Source organism: Variovorax sp. GW821-FHT06D12 (genome assembly GCF_059419205.1).
Genome location: NZ_JBWKRI010000006.1, coordinates 72708 through 85753, shown reverse-complemented (window position 1 = coordinate 85753; position 13046 = coordinate 72708). Strand labels below are relative to the sequence as shown.

12 protein-coding genes and 1 tRNA gene are annotated in these 13046 nt (G+C 68.4%); 8 read left to right on the top strand and 5 right to left on the bottom strand.

The window, feature by feature from the left end; all coding sequences use genetic code 11:
* Positions 1-5 precede the first annotated feature (5 nt).
* Both AC07SQ_RS19345 and AC07SQ_RS19340 read right to left on the bottom strand, forming a co-directional pair.
* Positions 6-1556, bottom strand: a complete 1551-nt coding sequence (locus AC07SQ_RS19345) for a 3,4-dehydroadipyl-CoA semialdehyde dehydrogenase (RefSeq protein ID WP_495272558.1) — start codon at positions 1554-1556, stop codon at positions 6-8.
* Positions 1553-2047 (bottom strand): 4-hydroxylaminobenzoate lyase, encoded by a 495-nt coding sequence (locus AC07SQ_RS19340; protein WP_495272557.1) that lies wholly within the window; start codon positions 2045-2047, stop codon positions 1553-1555. The genes AC07SQ_RS19345 and AC07SQ_RS19340 overlap by 4 nt, the downstream gene beginning before the upstream one ends.
* A 168-nt stretch (positions 2048-2215) precedes the next feature.
* On the opposite strand from AC07SQ_RS19340, the gene AC07SQ_RS19335 reads away from it, so the two are divergent.
* The 5 genes from AC07SQ_RS19335 (at position 2216) to AC07SQ_RS19315 (ending at position 8525) form a co-directional block, all read left to right on the top strand.
* Positions 2216-3163, top strand: coding sequence for a helix-turn-helix transcriptional regulator (locus tag AC07SQ_RS19335; protein ID WP_495272556.1), 948 nt, complete (start codon positions 2216-2218; stop codon positions 3161-3163).
* 438 nt (positions 3164-3601) lie between these two features.
* Positions 3602-5275 carry a 2,3-epoxybenzoyl-CoA dihydrolase gene (boxC, locus tag AC07SQ_RS19330; protein ID WP_062470320.1) on the top strand — a complete coding sequence of 558 codons (1674 nt, stop codon included), beginning with the start codon at positions 3602-3604 and terminating at the stop codon, positions 5273-5275.
* 34 nt (positions 5276-5309) lie between these two features.
* The gene (boxB, locus tag AC07SQ_RS19325) at positions 5310-6737 is read left to right on the top strand and encodes a benzoyl-CoA 2,3-epoxidase subunit BoxB (protein ID WP_062470322.1); all 1428 of its coding nucleotides are present in this window, start codon (positions 5310-5312) and stop codon (positions 6735-6737) included.
* Positions 6738-6787: 50 nt separating this feature from the next.
* Entirely contained in the window at positions 6788-8068 is a 1281-nt protein-coding gene (gene boxA, locus AC07SQ_RS19320) for a benzoyl-CoA 2,3-epoxidase subunit BoxA (RefSeq protein WP_070061454.1), read from the top strand.
* A 10-nt stretch (positions 8069-8078) separates the two neighbouring features.
* Positions 8079-8525: a MaoC family dehydratase gene (locus AC07SQ_RS19315; protein WP_495272555.1), complete on the top strand. Its 447-nt coding sequence runs from the start codon at positions 8079-8081 to the stop codon at positions 8523-8525.
* A 97-nt stretch (positions 8526-8622) separates the two neighbouring features.
* Here the strand turns inward: AC07SQ_RS19315 and AC07SQ_RS19310 are convergent, their stop codons facing one another.
* A complete protein-coding gene (locus AC07SQ_RS19310) occupies positions 8623-9096 on the bottom strand; it encodes an adhesin (protein ID WP_390347524.1) in 474 nt (157 codons plus the stop codon).
* Positions 9097-9345: 249 nt separating this feature from the next.
* Between AC07SQ_RS19310 and AC07SQ_RS19305 the strand changes: the two genes are divergently transcribed.
* From AC07SQ_RS19305 to AC07SQ_RS19295, 3 genes are all read left to right on the top strand, one after another.
* Positions 9346-9807, top strand: coding sequence for an Rrf2 family transcriptional regulator (locus AC07SQ_RS19305; protein ID WP_495272554.1), 462 nt, complete (start codon positions 9346-9348; stop codon positions 9805-9807).
* Positions 9797-10699, top strand: a complete 903-nt coding sequence (locus tag AC07SQ_RS19300) for an NAD(P)/FAD-dependent oxidoreductase (RefSeq protein ID WP_495272553.1) — start codon at positions 9797-9799, stop codon at positions 10697-10699. Before AC07SQ_RS19305 ends, AC07SQ_RS19300 begins: the two co-directional genes overlap by 11 nt.
* A 63-nt stretch (positions 10700-10762) precedes the next feature.
* Positions 10763-10838, top strand: a tRNA-Gly gene (locus AC07SQ_RS19295).
* A gap of 54 nt (positions 10839-10892) precedes the next feature.
* Here AC07SQ_RS19295 and fahA read toward each other — a convergent pair.
* Both fahA and AC07SQ_RS19285 read right to left on the bottom strand, forming a co-directional pair.
* Positions 10893-12215, bottom strand: a complete 1323-nt coding sequence (gene fahA / locus AC07SQ_RS19290) for a fumarylacetoacetase (RefSeq protein WP_495272552.1) — start codon at positions 12213-12215, stop codon at positions 10893-10895.
* 19 nt (positions 12216-12234) lie between these two features.
* Positions 12235-13041, bottom strand: a complete 807-nt coding sequence (locus AC07SQ_RS19285) for a cyclase family protein (RefSeq protein WP_495272551.1) — start codon at positions 13039-13041, stop codon at positions 12235-12237.
* Positions 13042-13046 lie beyond the last annotated feature (5 nt).

Sequence of the window (13046 nt, the reverse complement as noted above, 5' to 3'; positions counted from 1 at the left end):
TGGCTCTAGAGGCCGAGGGCGGCGAGCACGCCGGGGCTCGCCTGCACCGCGCTCCTGCGGTGATAGAAATCGAGCGCGCGCAGGCCGCCCAGTTCGGCGCCGCCGCCCGCGCGGCCGGGGCCGCCGTGCAGCGACATCGGCATCACGTTGCCGTGACCGGTGTGGGCCTGCGCCACCTCGGGCGTGATGACGTGCACGCGCCCGTGGCTCGGCGCGACCGACAGCGCGGCCTGGGCCAGCGCGGCATCGTCGCTGCCGTACAGCGAGGTGACGAGCGAACCCTGGCCCCGGTGCGCGAGCGCGATGCCGTGCGCCAGGTCGTTGTAAGGCAGCAGCGTGGCGACCGGGCCGAACACCTCCACGTCGTGCACGCGCTGCGCCGCATCGGCATCGCGTGCGCCCAGCAGCACGGGGCCGATGCAGGCGGCCACGGCGGGGTCGGCGTCGATGAGGGGCTTGTTACTGCTGTCGTGCAGCACGGTGGTCTGCGCGGCGAGCGCGTCGAGGCCGTCGCGCACCGCGTTCAGCTGTGCGCGGCTCACGAGCGAGCCCATGCGCACGTTCTCGTTGCGCGGGTTGCCGACGGTCACGCCCGCAAGCTTGGCGCCGATGGCTTCGGCGGCGGCGTCGTACACCTCGGCCGGCACCAGGATGCGGCGGATGGCGGTGCACTTCTGGCCGGACTTGACCGTCATCTCGCGCACCACTTCGCGCACGAGCAGGTTGAAGGCTTCGCTGCCGGGCGCGGCGCCGGGCAGCAGCAGGGCGCTGTTGAGGCTGTCGGCCTCGATGTTCACGCGCACCGAGCGCTCGGCCACGGCCGGGTGCGAACGGATGATGGCGGCGGTCTCGGCCGAGCCGGTGAACGAGACCACGTCGAAAGGCCGGAGCTGGTCCATCAGGCCGGCCGAGCTGCCGCAGATGACCGACAGCGCGCCGGCCGGCAGCACGCCCGCATCGACCACGTCTTTCACCATGCGCTGCGTGAGCCAGGCGGTGGCCGTGGCGGGCTTGACGATCACGGGCACGCCCGACAGCAGCGCGGGTGCGGCCTTTTCCCACAGGCCCCACGAGGGGAAGTTGAAGGCGTTGATGAACAGCGCCACGCCGTGCGTCGGCACCTGCAGGTGCTGCGACTGGAACACGGGCTCCTTGCCGAGCTTCACGGCCTCGCCGTCGCGCAGCGCGCGCATGTCGCCGAGCGCATCGCCCCACTTGGCGTACTGGCCGAGCGTGAAGATCGCGCCGTCGATGTCGACGGCCGAGTCGTTCTTCACCGTGCCGCAGTTCGCGGTGGCGATCTCGTAGTACGCGTCGCGGTTCGCCTGCAGCACCTTCACGAGCGCGGCGAGCAGGCCGGCGCGCTGGCGGTAGGTGAGGGCGCGCAGCGCGCGGCCGCCTTGCTCACGCGCAAAGGCAAAAGCTTCGGGCAGGTCGAGGCCGGTGGCGTCGACGCGCGCGAGTTCGGTGCCGAGCACCGGGTCGAACAGGGGCGTGCCGGCGCCCGTGCCGCTTTGCCAGCGGCCGGCGACGTGGTTGGCGAGAAGGTCGGTCATGAAGTGAACTTGATCTGCCCTTCGGGCAGGAGATAGAGGACGAGCGCGCGGCCCTGGGCCACGGTCGGGCGGTGTGCGGTGCCGGGCCCGTAGACGCACCAGCCCGCGGGCCGTCCGTCGAAGGTGGCGGCGGGGGTGTCGTCCAGCGGCATGATCAGGTCGATCTCGCCGTTGGGGTGCGTGTGGTGCGGGCCGGCGAGGTCCTGCATGTCGACCACGTCGACCGAGAAGCGGTGCAGCGCGTCCTCGGCCTTGAAGACGCGGCCGTACTTGATGCCGCCGCCTTCGCGGTCGCACAGCCAGCCTTCGGCGACGCCGCCGATGCAGGCCTGGCGCAGTTGCGCAAAACGGGTGCTGCCGGCACCGTGGGTGGCGTTGAGCCACTGGTCGAGCGTGGCGTCCAGCGGCTGGCCGGCGATCTCGGCGGTCAGGTCGGCGATCAGCTGGTGAAATGCCGCCTTGCCGGTAGCGGGCGTGGGGGTGTCGGACATCGTGGGCCTCGAACAGATGAACTATCGTCTTCTTGCAGGAAGTCTGCGCGTGCAGTATCTTGCGTGTGATCGAACAATAAGCAGCGAGACAACAGGTGTCAAGCAATATAGTGCATCTATGGTGTTTACCCTGAGCGCGCACAATCCCGGCGAAGAACGAGGAATGGCATGAACGAGCATGTAGACGCGGTGCTGGCCACCGCGCCCGAGGGCGGCACCGGCAACCACCACGGCGCCGCCGTGGCCGGGGAGGCCAAGAACCCGCTGCTGGTGGCACTGGGCGACCGCGTGCGCAATCTGCGCGCGCAGCGCGGCCTCACGCGCAAGGCGGTGGCCTTGTCGGCCGACGTGTCGGAGCGCCACCTGGCGAACCTGGAATACGGCATCGGCAACGCATCGATCCTGGTGCTGCAGCAGGTGGCCGGGGCGCTGCACTGCTCGCTGGCCGAGCTGGTGGGCGACGTGACGACCAGCTCGCCCGAGTGGCTGCTGATCCGCGAACTGCTGGAGCACCGCAGCGAGGCCGACCTGCGCCGCGTGCGCGTGGCGCTGGGCGAGATGCTGGGCACGGCCTCGGTCGACCCGGCGCGGCACCGGCGTATCGCGCTGGTGGGGCTGCGCGGCGCGGGCAAGTCGACGCTGGGCCAGATGCTGGCCGAAGACCTCGAAATTCCGTTCATCGAGCTGAGCCGCGAGATCGAGAAGCTCGCGGGCTGCAGCGTGCGCGAAATCCACGACCTGTACGGCACCAACGCCTACCGCCGCTACGAGCGCCGCGCGCTGGAAGAGGCGGTGCAGATCTACAGCGAGGTGGTCATTGCCACGCCCGGCGGCATCGTGTCCGACCCGGCCACTTTCAACGAGCTGCTGGCCCACTGCACCACCGTGTGGCTGCAGGCCGCGCCCGAGGAGCACATGGGCCGCGTGGCCGCGCAGGGCGACACTCGCCCGATGGCGGCCAGCAAGGAGGCCATGGAAGACCTGCGCCGCATCCTGAATGGGCGCGCCGCTTTCTATTCGAAGGCCGATCTGTCGGTCGATACCAGTGGGAAGACGTTGCCGCAGAGCTTCCAGGCACTGCGCAGCGTTGCCCGGCAGTCGATGGGGCTGGCCTGAGTTTCTTGCTGCTGGCGTTGGGGCGCTCGCTGTTCAGGGCGACGCTCCCGCCGACGGGGTACCTTGCTCCGCGAATGTCCCCCGGGGCTTCGCCCCTCCTCCTTGATTTCGCTGCGCAAGGCACCCCATCGGCGGGAGCGTTTCAGAGCAGTTGTTGATCGGCCGTGAACCGACCGCGTGCCCCCGTGCGCAGGGCACTGGGTGCTTCCCGCAGCGAAATTAAGGAGGAGGGCGAAGCCCGGGGGACATTCGCGGAGGGAAGTACCCGGTGTCCTGCGCACGCCCCCTGATCCCTCATTTGCCTGAAATCTGAAAAAAAGCACAACAGGCATTGACTTGCCTGTTTGCATGCAGCATGATGCATGTCATCGGAACAAGGAAGTGCATTATTATTCCTGTTCACGGTTTTCTGAACACAGCCCCACAGGAGACTTCCGCATGACCGACACCACGCTCCAGGCGCCCCAGCGCGTCGACTACCGCATCGAACCCGCCCAGTACCGCCACTGGTCGCTGAGCTTCGACGGCGCCATTGCGCGCCTCACGCTCGACATCGCGGAAGACGGCGGCATCCGCCCCGGCTACAAGCTCAAGCTCAACAGCTACGACCTGGGCGTGGACATCGAGCTGAACGACGCGCTCAACCGCATCCGCTTCGAGCACCCCGAAGTGCGCAGCGTGATCGTCACCAGCGGCAAGGACCGCATCTTCTGCTCCGGCGCCAACATCTTCATGCTCGGCGTTTCCAGCCACGCCTGGAAGGTGAACTTCTGCAAGTTCACCAACGAGACGCGCAACGGCATGGAAGACACCTCCAAGCACTCGGGCCTGAAGTTCCTCGCGGCCGTGAACGGCGCCTGCGCTGGCGGCGGCTACGAGTTGGCACTGGCCTGCGACGAGATCCTGCTGGTCGACGACCGCTCCTCGTCCGTCTCGCTGCCCGAAGTGCCGCTGCTCGGCGTGCTGCCCGGCACCGGTGGCCTGACCCGCGTGACCGACAAGCGCCATGTGCGTCATGACCTCGCCGACATCTTCTGCACCAGCGTCGAAGGCGTGCGCGGCCAGCGCGCGGTCGACTGGCGCCTGGTCGATGCCGTGGCCAAGCCCGCGCAGTTCCCCGCCGCCGTGCAGGAACGCGCCACCCAACTCGCTGCCGGCAGCGACCGCCCCGCCGGCGCCAAGGGCGTGGCCTTGACCCGCGTCGAACGCACCGACAGCGCCGACGGCATCGCGTACGCCAACGTCAACGTGCAGATCGACCGCAGCAAGCGCACCGCGACGATCACCGTGAAGGCGCCCACCGGCGCGCAGCCGGCCGACATCGCCGCCATCGAAGCCGCGGGCGCCGCCTGGTGGCCGCTGGCCGTGTGCCGCGAACTCGACGACGCCATCCTCAACCTGCGCACCAACGAACTCGACGTCGGCACCTGGCTGCTCAAGACCGAAGGCGACGCCGCCGCCGTGCTCGCCTCCGACGCCGTGATGTTCGCCAACAAGGACCACTGGCTGGTGCGCGAAACCATCGGCGCGCTGCGCCGCACGCTGGCGCGTCTGGATGTGTCGTCGCGCAGCCTGTTCGCGCTGGTCGAGGCCGGCTCGTGCTTCGCCGGCACGCTGGCCGAGCTGGCCTTCGCGGCCGACCGCACCTACATGCTCGCGCTGCCCGACGACGCCGCGCGCGCCCCCAAGCTCACGCTCAACGAATTCAACTTCGGCTTCTTCCCGATGGTGAACGACCAGAGCCGCCTGCAGCGCCGCTTCTACGAAGAGGCCGCGCCGCTCGAAGCCGCGCGTGCCGCCGCCGGCCAGGCGCTCGACGCCGACGAAGCCGTGAAGCTCGGCCTCGTCACCGCCGCGCCCGACGACATCGACTGGGACGACGAGATCCGCATCGCCATCGAAGAGCGCGCCGCCATGTCGCCCGACGCACTCACCGGCCTCGAAGCCAACCTGCGCTTCGCCAGCAAGGAGAACATGGCCACCCGCATCTTCGGCCGCCTCACGGCCTGGCAGAACTGGATCTTCAACCGCCCCAACGCCGTCGGCGAGAAGGGCGCCTTGAAGGTCTACGGCACCGGCCAGAAAGCCGGCTTCGACCTGAACCGCGTTTGAGCACAGAGCAGTCCGCACAACCCAAGGAACAACGATGAGCACGATCAACTACAGCGAGAAGATCCCCAACAACGTCAACCTCGGCGAAGACCGCACGCTGCAGCGCGCGCTCGAAGGCTGGCAGCCCAACTTCATCAACTGGTGGGACGACGTGGGCCCCGAAGGCTCGACCAACCACGAGGTGTACCTGCGCACCGCCGTGAGCGTCGACCCGCAGGGCTGGGCGCAGTTCGGCCACGTGAAGATGCGCGACTACCGCTGGGGCATCTTCCTGAACCCGGGCGACGCCAACCGCGAAGTGCACTTCGGCGACCACAAGGGCGAGAAGGTCTGGCAGGACGTGCCCGGCGAACACCGCGCCAACCTGCGCCGCATCATCGTCACGCAGGGCGACACCGAGCCCGCGTCGGTCGAGCAGCAGCGCCACCTGGGCCTCACGGCGCCGTCGATGTACGACCTGCGCAACCTGTTCCAGATCAACGTCGAAGAAGGCCGCCACCTGTGGGCCATGGTCTACCTGCTGCAGAAGCACTTCGGCCGCGACGGCCGCGAAGAGGCCGACGCGCTGCTGCAGCGCACCTCGGGCGACGCCAACAACCCGCGCATCCTGGGCGCCTTCAACGAGAAGACGCCCGACTGGCTCGCGTTCTTCATGTTCACCTACTTCACCGACCGCGACGGCAAGTTCCAGCTGGCCGCGCTGGCCGAGAGCGCGTTCGACCCGCTGGCGCGCACCACGAAGTTCATGCTGACCGAAGAGGCGCACCACATGTTCGTGGGCGAGAGCGGCGTGTCGCGCGTCATCGCGCGCACCGCGCAGGTCATGAACGAGCTCAAGACCGACGACGCGCAGAAGATCCGCGCCGCCGGCTGCATCGACCTGGGCACCATCCAGCGCTACCTGAACTTCCACTACTCGGTGACCATCGACCTGTTCGGCGCCGACCAGTCGAGCAACGCCGCCATCTTCTACAGCTCGGGTCTGAAGGGCCGCTACGAAGAAGGCAAGCGCGACGACGACCACGTGCTCAAGGGCCAGACCTACAAGGTGCTCGAGGTGAAGGACGGCCAGCTCGTCGAGAAGGACGTGCCGATGCTCAACGCCCTGAACGAAGTCCTGCGCGACGACTTCATCAAGGACTCGGTGGCCGGCGTCGGCCGCTGGAACAAGGTGCTCGAGAAGGCCGGCATTCCCACCCGCCTGGTCGTGCCGCACAAGGCCTTCAACCGCCAGATCGGCGCACTCGCCGGCATCAAGATGTCGCCCGAGGGCCGCGTGGTGAACGACATCGAATGGGCCGCCAAGCGCGACGAATGGCTGCCGAGTTCCGAAGACTTCGCTTTCGTGGCATCGTTGATGGGCCGCGTGATCGAGCCGGGCAAGTTCGCGGGCTGGATCTCGCCGCCGGTGATGGGCATCAACCGCCAGCCCGTCGATTTCGAGTACGTGCGTTTCGGCTGAGCACCTGGATATGAAGCCCTCGTCCCCACGGCGAGGGCATGGAGAACAACATGGACATGGTCGTTGAAGCCGGGGTCATCAAGCAGCACCTGATCGACCCCGAGATCTGCATCCGCTGCAACACCTGCGAGGCGACCTGCCCCGTGAACGCGATCACGCACGACGACAACAACTACGTCGTTCGTGCGGACGTCTGCAATGGCTGCATGGCCTGCATCTCGCCGTGCCCCACGGGCTCGATCGACAACTGGCGCACCATGCCGCTGGTGCGCGCGTACACCATCGAAGAACAGCTCACGTGGGAAGAACTCCCCGCCGAGCTCTCGCCCGAGGAACTCGAGGCCGCGGGCGTGTCCGGCGCTGCCGCCGAGGCCGCGGAAGTGCCTGCCCAGACGCAGGCCCAGGCCGCCGTGCAGGGCACCGAGCCCGCCTTCAATTCCGCGCAGTACGGCGCCAGCGTGCCGCCCTGGTCGGCCGCGCACGCCTACACCAACCTCTTTCCGCCGAAGACGCCGACCACCGCCACCGTGGTGGGCAACTTCAACTGCACCGAGGCCGGCTTCGACAGCGAGACGCACCACATCGTGCTCGACTTCGGCGTGGTGCCGTTCCCGGTGCTCGAAGGCCAGTCGATCGGCATCGTGCCGCCGGGCGTCGATGCCATCGGCAAGCGCCACCATGCGCGCCAGTACTCGGTGGCCAGCCCGCGCAACGGCGAGCGGCCCGGCTACAACAACGTCTCGCTCACCGTGAAGCGCGTCACCGAGGACCACGAAGGCGACCCGGTGCGCGGCGTGTGCTCCAACTACGTGTGCGACCTCAAGGTGGGCGACACCGTGCAGGTGGTGGGGCCCTTCGGCGCATCGTTCCTGATGCCGAACCACCCCAAGTCGCACATCGTGATGATCTGCACCGGCACCGGCAGCGCGCCCATGCGCGCCATGACCGAATGGCGCCGCCGCCTGCGCAAGAGCGGCAAGTTCGAAGGCGGCAAGCTCATGCTGTTCTTCGGCGCGCGCACGCAGCAGGAACTGCCGTACTTCGGCCCGCTGCAATCGCTGCCGAAAGACTTCATCGACATCAACTTCGCGTTCTCGCGCACGCCGGGCCAACCCAAGCGCTACGTGCAGGACCTGATGCGCGAACGCGCCGCCGACCTGGCCGCGCTGCTGAAAGACGGCGCCAGCCACTTCTACGTGTGCGGCCTCAAGAGCATGGAAGAGGGCGTGGTGCTCGCACTGCGCGATGTGGCGAAAGAAGCGGGGCTCGACTGGGACACCGTGGGCGCCGCGCTGAAGCGCGAAGGCCGCCTGCACCTCGAAACGTACTAAGCTGCGGCGGATGCAGTTCGCCGACTTCCACGCAGGCCAGGTCATCGAGGCCGGGCCCTATGTGCTCACCGAAGCCGAACTCGTGCAGTTCGCGCGGGCCTACGACCCGCAGTGCTTCCACACCGACGCCGAGGCGGCGGCAGGCAGCCCCTTCGGCGGGCTCATCGCGAGCGGCTGGCACACCTGCTCGATCGCGATGCGGCTGGTGGTGGAGGCGGCGCTGGCCGGTTCCGAATCGTTCGCGTCGCCCGGGCTCGAGCACGTGCGCTGGCCGAACCCGGTGCGACCCGGCGATGCGCTGCGGCTCGTGGCCGATGTGATCGAGGTGCGCCGTTCCGAGAAGCGCCCCACGCTCGGCATCCTGCGCTGGCGCTGGCGGCTGTTCAACCAGCGCGCGCTGGTGGTGCTCGACACCGAAGTCACCAGCCTCTTCAAGCTGCCCGCCCCCGACCTCTGAACGACACAAGCCCGCAACGCGTTAGCGCTGCGGGCTTGATTACTTGCGGAGCGATGCGCTGCAACAGCCGCGTCCGGCCGCTGTAGCTTGGACCTGCTTACTTCTTGTGCAGGTCGACCGCGCCCGAGCCCTGGGCCTTGCCGCTCGCCTTGGCGCCGGCCGTGGCCGGTTTCACGGCGCCGCCCACGGCGCCAGCGGCACCGGTCGCGCTGTTCACGGTGCTGCCCACGGTGTTGGTCACACCGCCGACGGCTTGCGTCGCGCCGCCCACGGCGCCGGTGGCACCGCCGACCGCACCCGTGGCCGTGCCGAGCACGCCACCGACGGCATTGCCCACGCCGCCGGTCGCGCCGGAGGTGGAGGTGTCCGCGTTGGCATCGGCCGACGCACCGGTCTGCGCGCGTGCGCCTGCTGCGCCGCCTTGCGTCGCGCCGGTGCTGCCCGAGGCCTTCACATCGGCGTTGACCCCCACGCCGACCCCGACGCCTTGCGCCTGGGCCGTCCCGCCGAGGGCCAGCAGGCCCGCCAGCATGGCGCCGATGAAGATGCGGTTGGTTGCATGTGTAGTCATGAGTGACAGTTCCTTTCGTTGCTGAGTCACGGTTTGCAGAACCGACCGGGGTTCGATCGATTCGGGGGCAACCATGACGGGCCGGCAGGTTGTCGCCATGTGCGGCGCGTTCGCTCGACGCTGTGGGAATCGACCGTCGGCGGAATCGGGGGCTCGTGCGTTAGGGCGGCGTTTGCAAATCCCCGCCCGATCCGGGGTTTCTTGGTGCGACGCGCAGTGCCATTGAAAACATGCAACTCATAATGTTGCATGAAACGAGACAGCAAGCTTTCCGGTGTGCTCCACGTGCTGCTGCACATGGCCGAGCTGGACGCCCCCATTACCTCCGAGGCGCTCGCCGCGGCGATGCAGACCAACCCTGTGGTCGTGCGCCGGCTCATGGCGGGCCTGCGGCAGGCCGGCTTCGTCAGCTCGGCCAAGGGGCACGGCGGCGGGTGGGTGCTGTCGTGCTCGCTGGGTTCGGTGACGCTGGGCGACATCCACAACGCCGTCGGTGCGCCTGCATTGCTGGCCATGGGCAACCGCACCGAGAGCCCGGGCTGCATCGTCGAGCAGGCGGTGAACGCGGCGCTCGACGGCGCCTGCCAGGAGGCCGAGGCGCTGCTGCTGCGGCGGCTCAACGGGATCACGCTGGCCGATCTCTCCAGGGACTTTCATCGCCGCATGACGGGTGGCGGCTTCACCGCGAAGGACATCGCACATGCGCTATGACGCACTCATCGTGGGCGGCAGCTTTGCCGGCCTCTCCGCTGCCATGCAACTGGCGCGCGCACGCAGGAAGGTCTGCGTGGTCGACGCGGGCGCGCCGCGCAACCGCTTCGCCGCGGCCTCGCATGGCTTCTTCGGGCAGGACGGCATGCCGCCGCTGCAGATGATTGCCGATGCGCGCGACAAGCTGCTTGCCTATCCATCGGTCACCTTTGTCGAGGGCATGGCGACTGCGGCAACGGCCGATGGCGCGGAGGGCTTCACGGTCTCGTTGAACAGCGGGGAACAGTTGTCGACGCGCAAGCTGCTGCTGGCCTTCGGCGTGCAGGACGGCCTGCCGGACATCGCGGGCCTCGGCGAGCGCTGGGGCCAAAGCGTGCTGCACTGTCCCTATTGCCACGGCTACGAGTTCGGCGACCGTCCGCTGGGCGTGCTCTTTCACAGCGCGCATCCGCCGGATCACGCGCTGCTGATCGCCGAGTGGGGCCCGACCACGCTCTTCCTGAATGGCGACGCGGGGCCGGATGCCGAGGCACGCGCCCGGCTGCAATCACGCGGCGTGGCCGTGGAGCCCGGGCGCATCGCCGGCTTCGAAGGGCAGGGGACGAACCTCGCGGCCGTGCGTCTCGACGACGGCCGGCACGTGCCGATCGAAGCGCTGTTCGTGGCACCGCACACGCGGCCGACCAGTCCGCTGGCCGAGCAGCTGGGCTGCGCGTTCGACGACGGCCCCACGGGCCCGGTGCTGCGCGTCGACGCGATGAAGACGACCACGGTGCCCGGCGTGTACGCGGCGGGCGATGTGGCGATGGCTTTTTCCAACGCCACGCTGGCCTCGGCCGACGGGCTGTTCGCCGGGGTGTCGATGCACCGCGCGCTGGTGTTCGGCGCCTGATTTCAAATTTTTTCGGGGGAGGATGGCAAACCGCCTCAAACCACCCTATAATCTGAGGCTCACGCGGGAATAGCTCAGTTGGTAGAGCGCAACCTTGCCAAGGTTGAGGTCGAGAGTTCGAGACTCTTTTCCCGCTCCAAATCGCATGAAAAGGCCACCTCACCAGGTGGCCTTTTTCATTGGCGCGTCGCTTTCATCCCCGCGCCGGCAGCACGGTCCCCCGGCTTTCGCCGAAACCGATGCGCGCATGGCCGGGCTTCTCGCACCAGCCGCGCAGCAGCACCGCATCCCCGTCTTCCAGGAAACCGCGCGTCTCGCCGTTGGCCAGCGTCACCGGGGTTTGGGCCGCGCGCGTCAGCTCGATGATCGCGCCGGCCTCGCCCTCGCCGGGGCCCGAGATGGTGCCGCTGCCGAACAGGTCGCCCGGGTTCAGGCTGCAGCCGCCCACCGTGTGGTGCGCCACCATCTGCGCCACGCTCCAGTACTGGTGCTTGAAGCTCGTGGCCGACAGGCGCGACGGCCCGGTCTTCTGCGCGCGCGCTTTCTCGCTTTCGAGCCACACCTCGAGCCGGATGTCGAGCGCGCCGCCTTCTCGGTTCGCGCTGCTCTCCAGGTACGCCAGCGGTTGCGGCTCGTTCGCGGGCCGCGTCCACGCCTGGCGGTAGGGCGCCAGCGCTTCCATCGTCACGATCCACGGCGAGATCGTGGTGGCGAAGTTCTTCGCCAGGAAGGGCCCGAGCGGCGCCATCTCCCAGAACTGGATGTCGCGCGCCGACCAGTCGTTGAGCAGGCAGAGACCGAAGATGTGCTCTTCCGCGCGCGCGAGCGGAATCGCCTCGCCCTGCGCATTGCCCTGGCCGATCCACACGCCCAGCTCCAGCTCGTAGTCGAGCCGCGCGCAGGCCTGGTAGGTCGGCGCCTTCGCGCCGGGCGCCATGGCCTGGCCCATCGGCCGGTGAAAGCGCTGGCCGCTCACGCCGATGGTCGACACGCGCCCGTGGTACGCGGTCGGCACCCAGCGGAAGTTGGGCGTGACGTCGCCGTCGGGGTTCATCAGGCGGCTGATGTTCAGCGCGTGGTCGATCGAGGTGTAAAAGTCGGTGTAGTCGCCGATGCGCGCGGGCATGGTGTATTCGACCTCGGCCTGCGGCACGAGGCAGCCGCGCAGGTCGTTTGCGGTCGCGGCCGGCGCGTCGCTGTGCAGCAGCGCGAAGACCGCATGGCGCAGCGCCTGCCACGCCGTGGGCCCGAGCGCGAAGAAGTCGTTCAGTGCGGGCAGTGCCGCGACCCGCGCCGCATCGAGCGCCAGCCCGTCGACATGCGAGCCCGCGGCCAGCGCCGCGAGGTCGAGCACCTGGTCGCCGATGGCCACGCCGCCGCGAAAGGGCTCGGGGCTGCCGATGCGGCGGAACTCCGCATACGGCAGGTTCTGGATCGGGAAATCGGTGCCGGCCGCGTTGGCGGTCTCGACCCAACTGCGGGCGCTGGCGTCGTGTGTGTGGTTGAGTTCGGTCATCGAAGGGGTTCTCTTTCGTTCAGGCCGATGCCATCAACGCGTCGTCGAAGATCGCGACCGCACGCGTCCAGCCCGCCGAGGCGCCGCGGATCTTGTGCGGAAAGCAGCTGATGAAGAAGCCTGTCGGCGGCAGCACCTCCAGGTTGTGCAGCTTCTCGATGTGGCAGTAGCCGATGTCGCGGCCGGCCTTGTGGCCTTCCCAGATCAGCGAGGCGTCGTGCGTCTCGCCGTACTTCTTCGCGGTGTGCACGAAGGGCGCGTCCCAGCTCCAGGCGTCGGTGCCGGTGAGGCGCACGCCGCGCTCCAGCAGATACATGGTGGCTTCGTAGCCCATGCCCGCGCCGGCCGACACATAGTCGGGGTTGCCGTAGCGCTTGCCGGCGCGCGTGTTGACCACCACGATCTCCAGCGGGCTCAGCGTGTGGCCGATGCGCTTGAGTTCGGCTTCCACGTCGTCGGCCGTGACCACGTAGCCGTCGGCGAAGTGGCGAAAGTCGAGTTTCACGCCCGGCTGGAAGCACCATTCGAGCGGCACGTCGTGGATGGCGATGGCAGGCTTCTTCTCGCCGAGCGCCTTGTCCATGGTCGAGTGGAAGTGATAGGGCGCATCGAGGTGCGTGCCGTTGTGCGTGGAGAGCTGCACCAGCTCCACGGCCCAGCCTTCGCCGTCGGGCAGGTCCTCCTTTTTCAAGCCGGGGAAGAAGGGCTCGATCTGCTCGTAGGTCTGCTCGTGCGTGAAGTACTGGATCTTCGGCGCGAAGGCGGGCGGGTCGGAGAGCACATCGTTCTCCAGAAAGATCGAGAGGTCGACGAATTTGCGTGGCATGGCGA

Excerpts from the sequence above, each read along its gene's own strand:
- AC07SQ_RS19345 (WP_495272558.1), bottom strand. The coding sequence starts at position 1,556 with ATGACCGACCTTCTCGCCAACCACGTCGCCGGCCGCTGGCAAAGCGGC.
- AC07SQ_RS19340 (WP_495272557.1), bottom strand. The coding sequence starts at position 2,047 with ATGTCCGACACCCCCACGCCCGCTACCGGCAAGGCGGCATTTCACCAG.
- AC07SQ_RS19335 (WP_495272556.1), top strand. The coding sequence starts at position 2,216 with ATGAACGAGCATGTAGACGCGGTGCTGGCCACCGCGCCCGAGGGCGGC.
- boxC (WP_062470320.1), top strand. The coding sequence starts at position 3,602 with ATGACCGACACCACGCTCCAGGCGCCCCAGCGCGTCGACTACCGCATC.
- boxB (WP_062470322.1), top strand. The coding sequence starts at position 5,310 with ATGAGCACGATCAACTACAGCGAGAAGATCCCCAACAACGTCAACCTC.
- boxA (WP_070061454.1), top strand. The coding sequence starts at position 6,788 with ATGGACATGGTCGTTGAAGCCGGGGTCATCAAGCAGCACCTGATCGAC.
- AC07SQ_RS19315 (WP_495272555.1), top strand. The coding sequence starts at position 8,079 with ATGCAGTTCGCCGACTTCCACGCAGGCCAGGTCATCGAGGCCGGGCCC.
- AC07SQ_RS19310 (WP_390347524.1), bottom strand. The coding sequence starts at position 9,096 with ATGACTACACATGCAACCAACCGCATCTTCATCGGCGCCATGCTGGCG.
- AC07SQ_RS19305 (WP_495272554.1), top strand. The coding sequence starts at position 9,346 with ATGAAACGAGACAGCAAGCTTTCCGGTGTGCTCCACGTGCTGCTGCAC.
- AC07SQ_RS19300 (WP_495272553.1), top strand. The coding sequence starts at position 9,797 with ATGCGCTATGACGCACTCATCGTGGGCGGCAGCTTTGCCGGCCTCTCC.
- fahA (WP_495272552.1), bottom strand. The coding sequence starts at position 12,215 with ATGACCGAACTCAACCACACACACGACGCCAGCGCCCGCAGTTGGGTC.
- AC07SQ_RS19285 (WP_495272551.1), bottom strand. The coding sequence starts at position 13,041 with ATGCCACGCAAATTCGTCGACCTCTCGATCTTTCTGGAGAACGATGTG.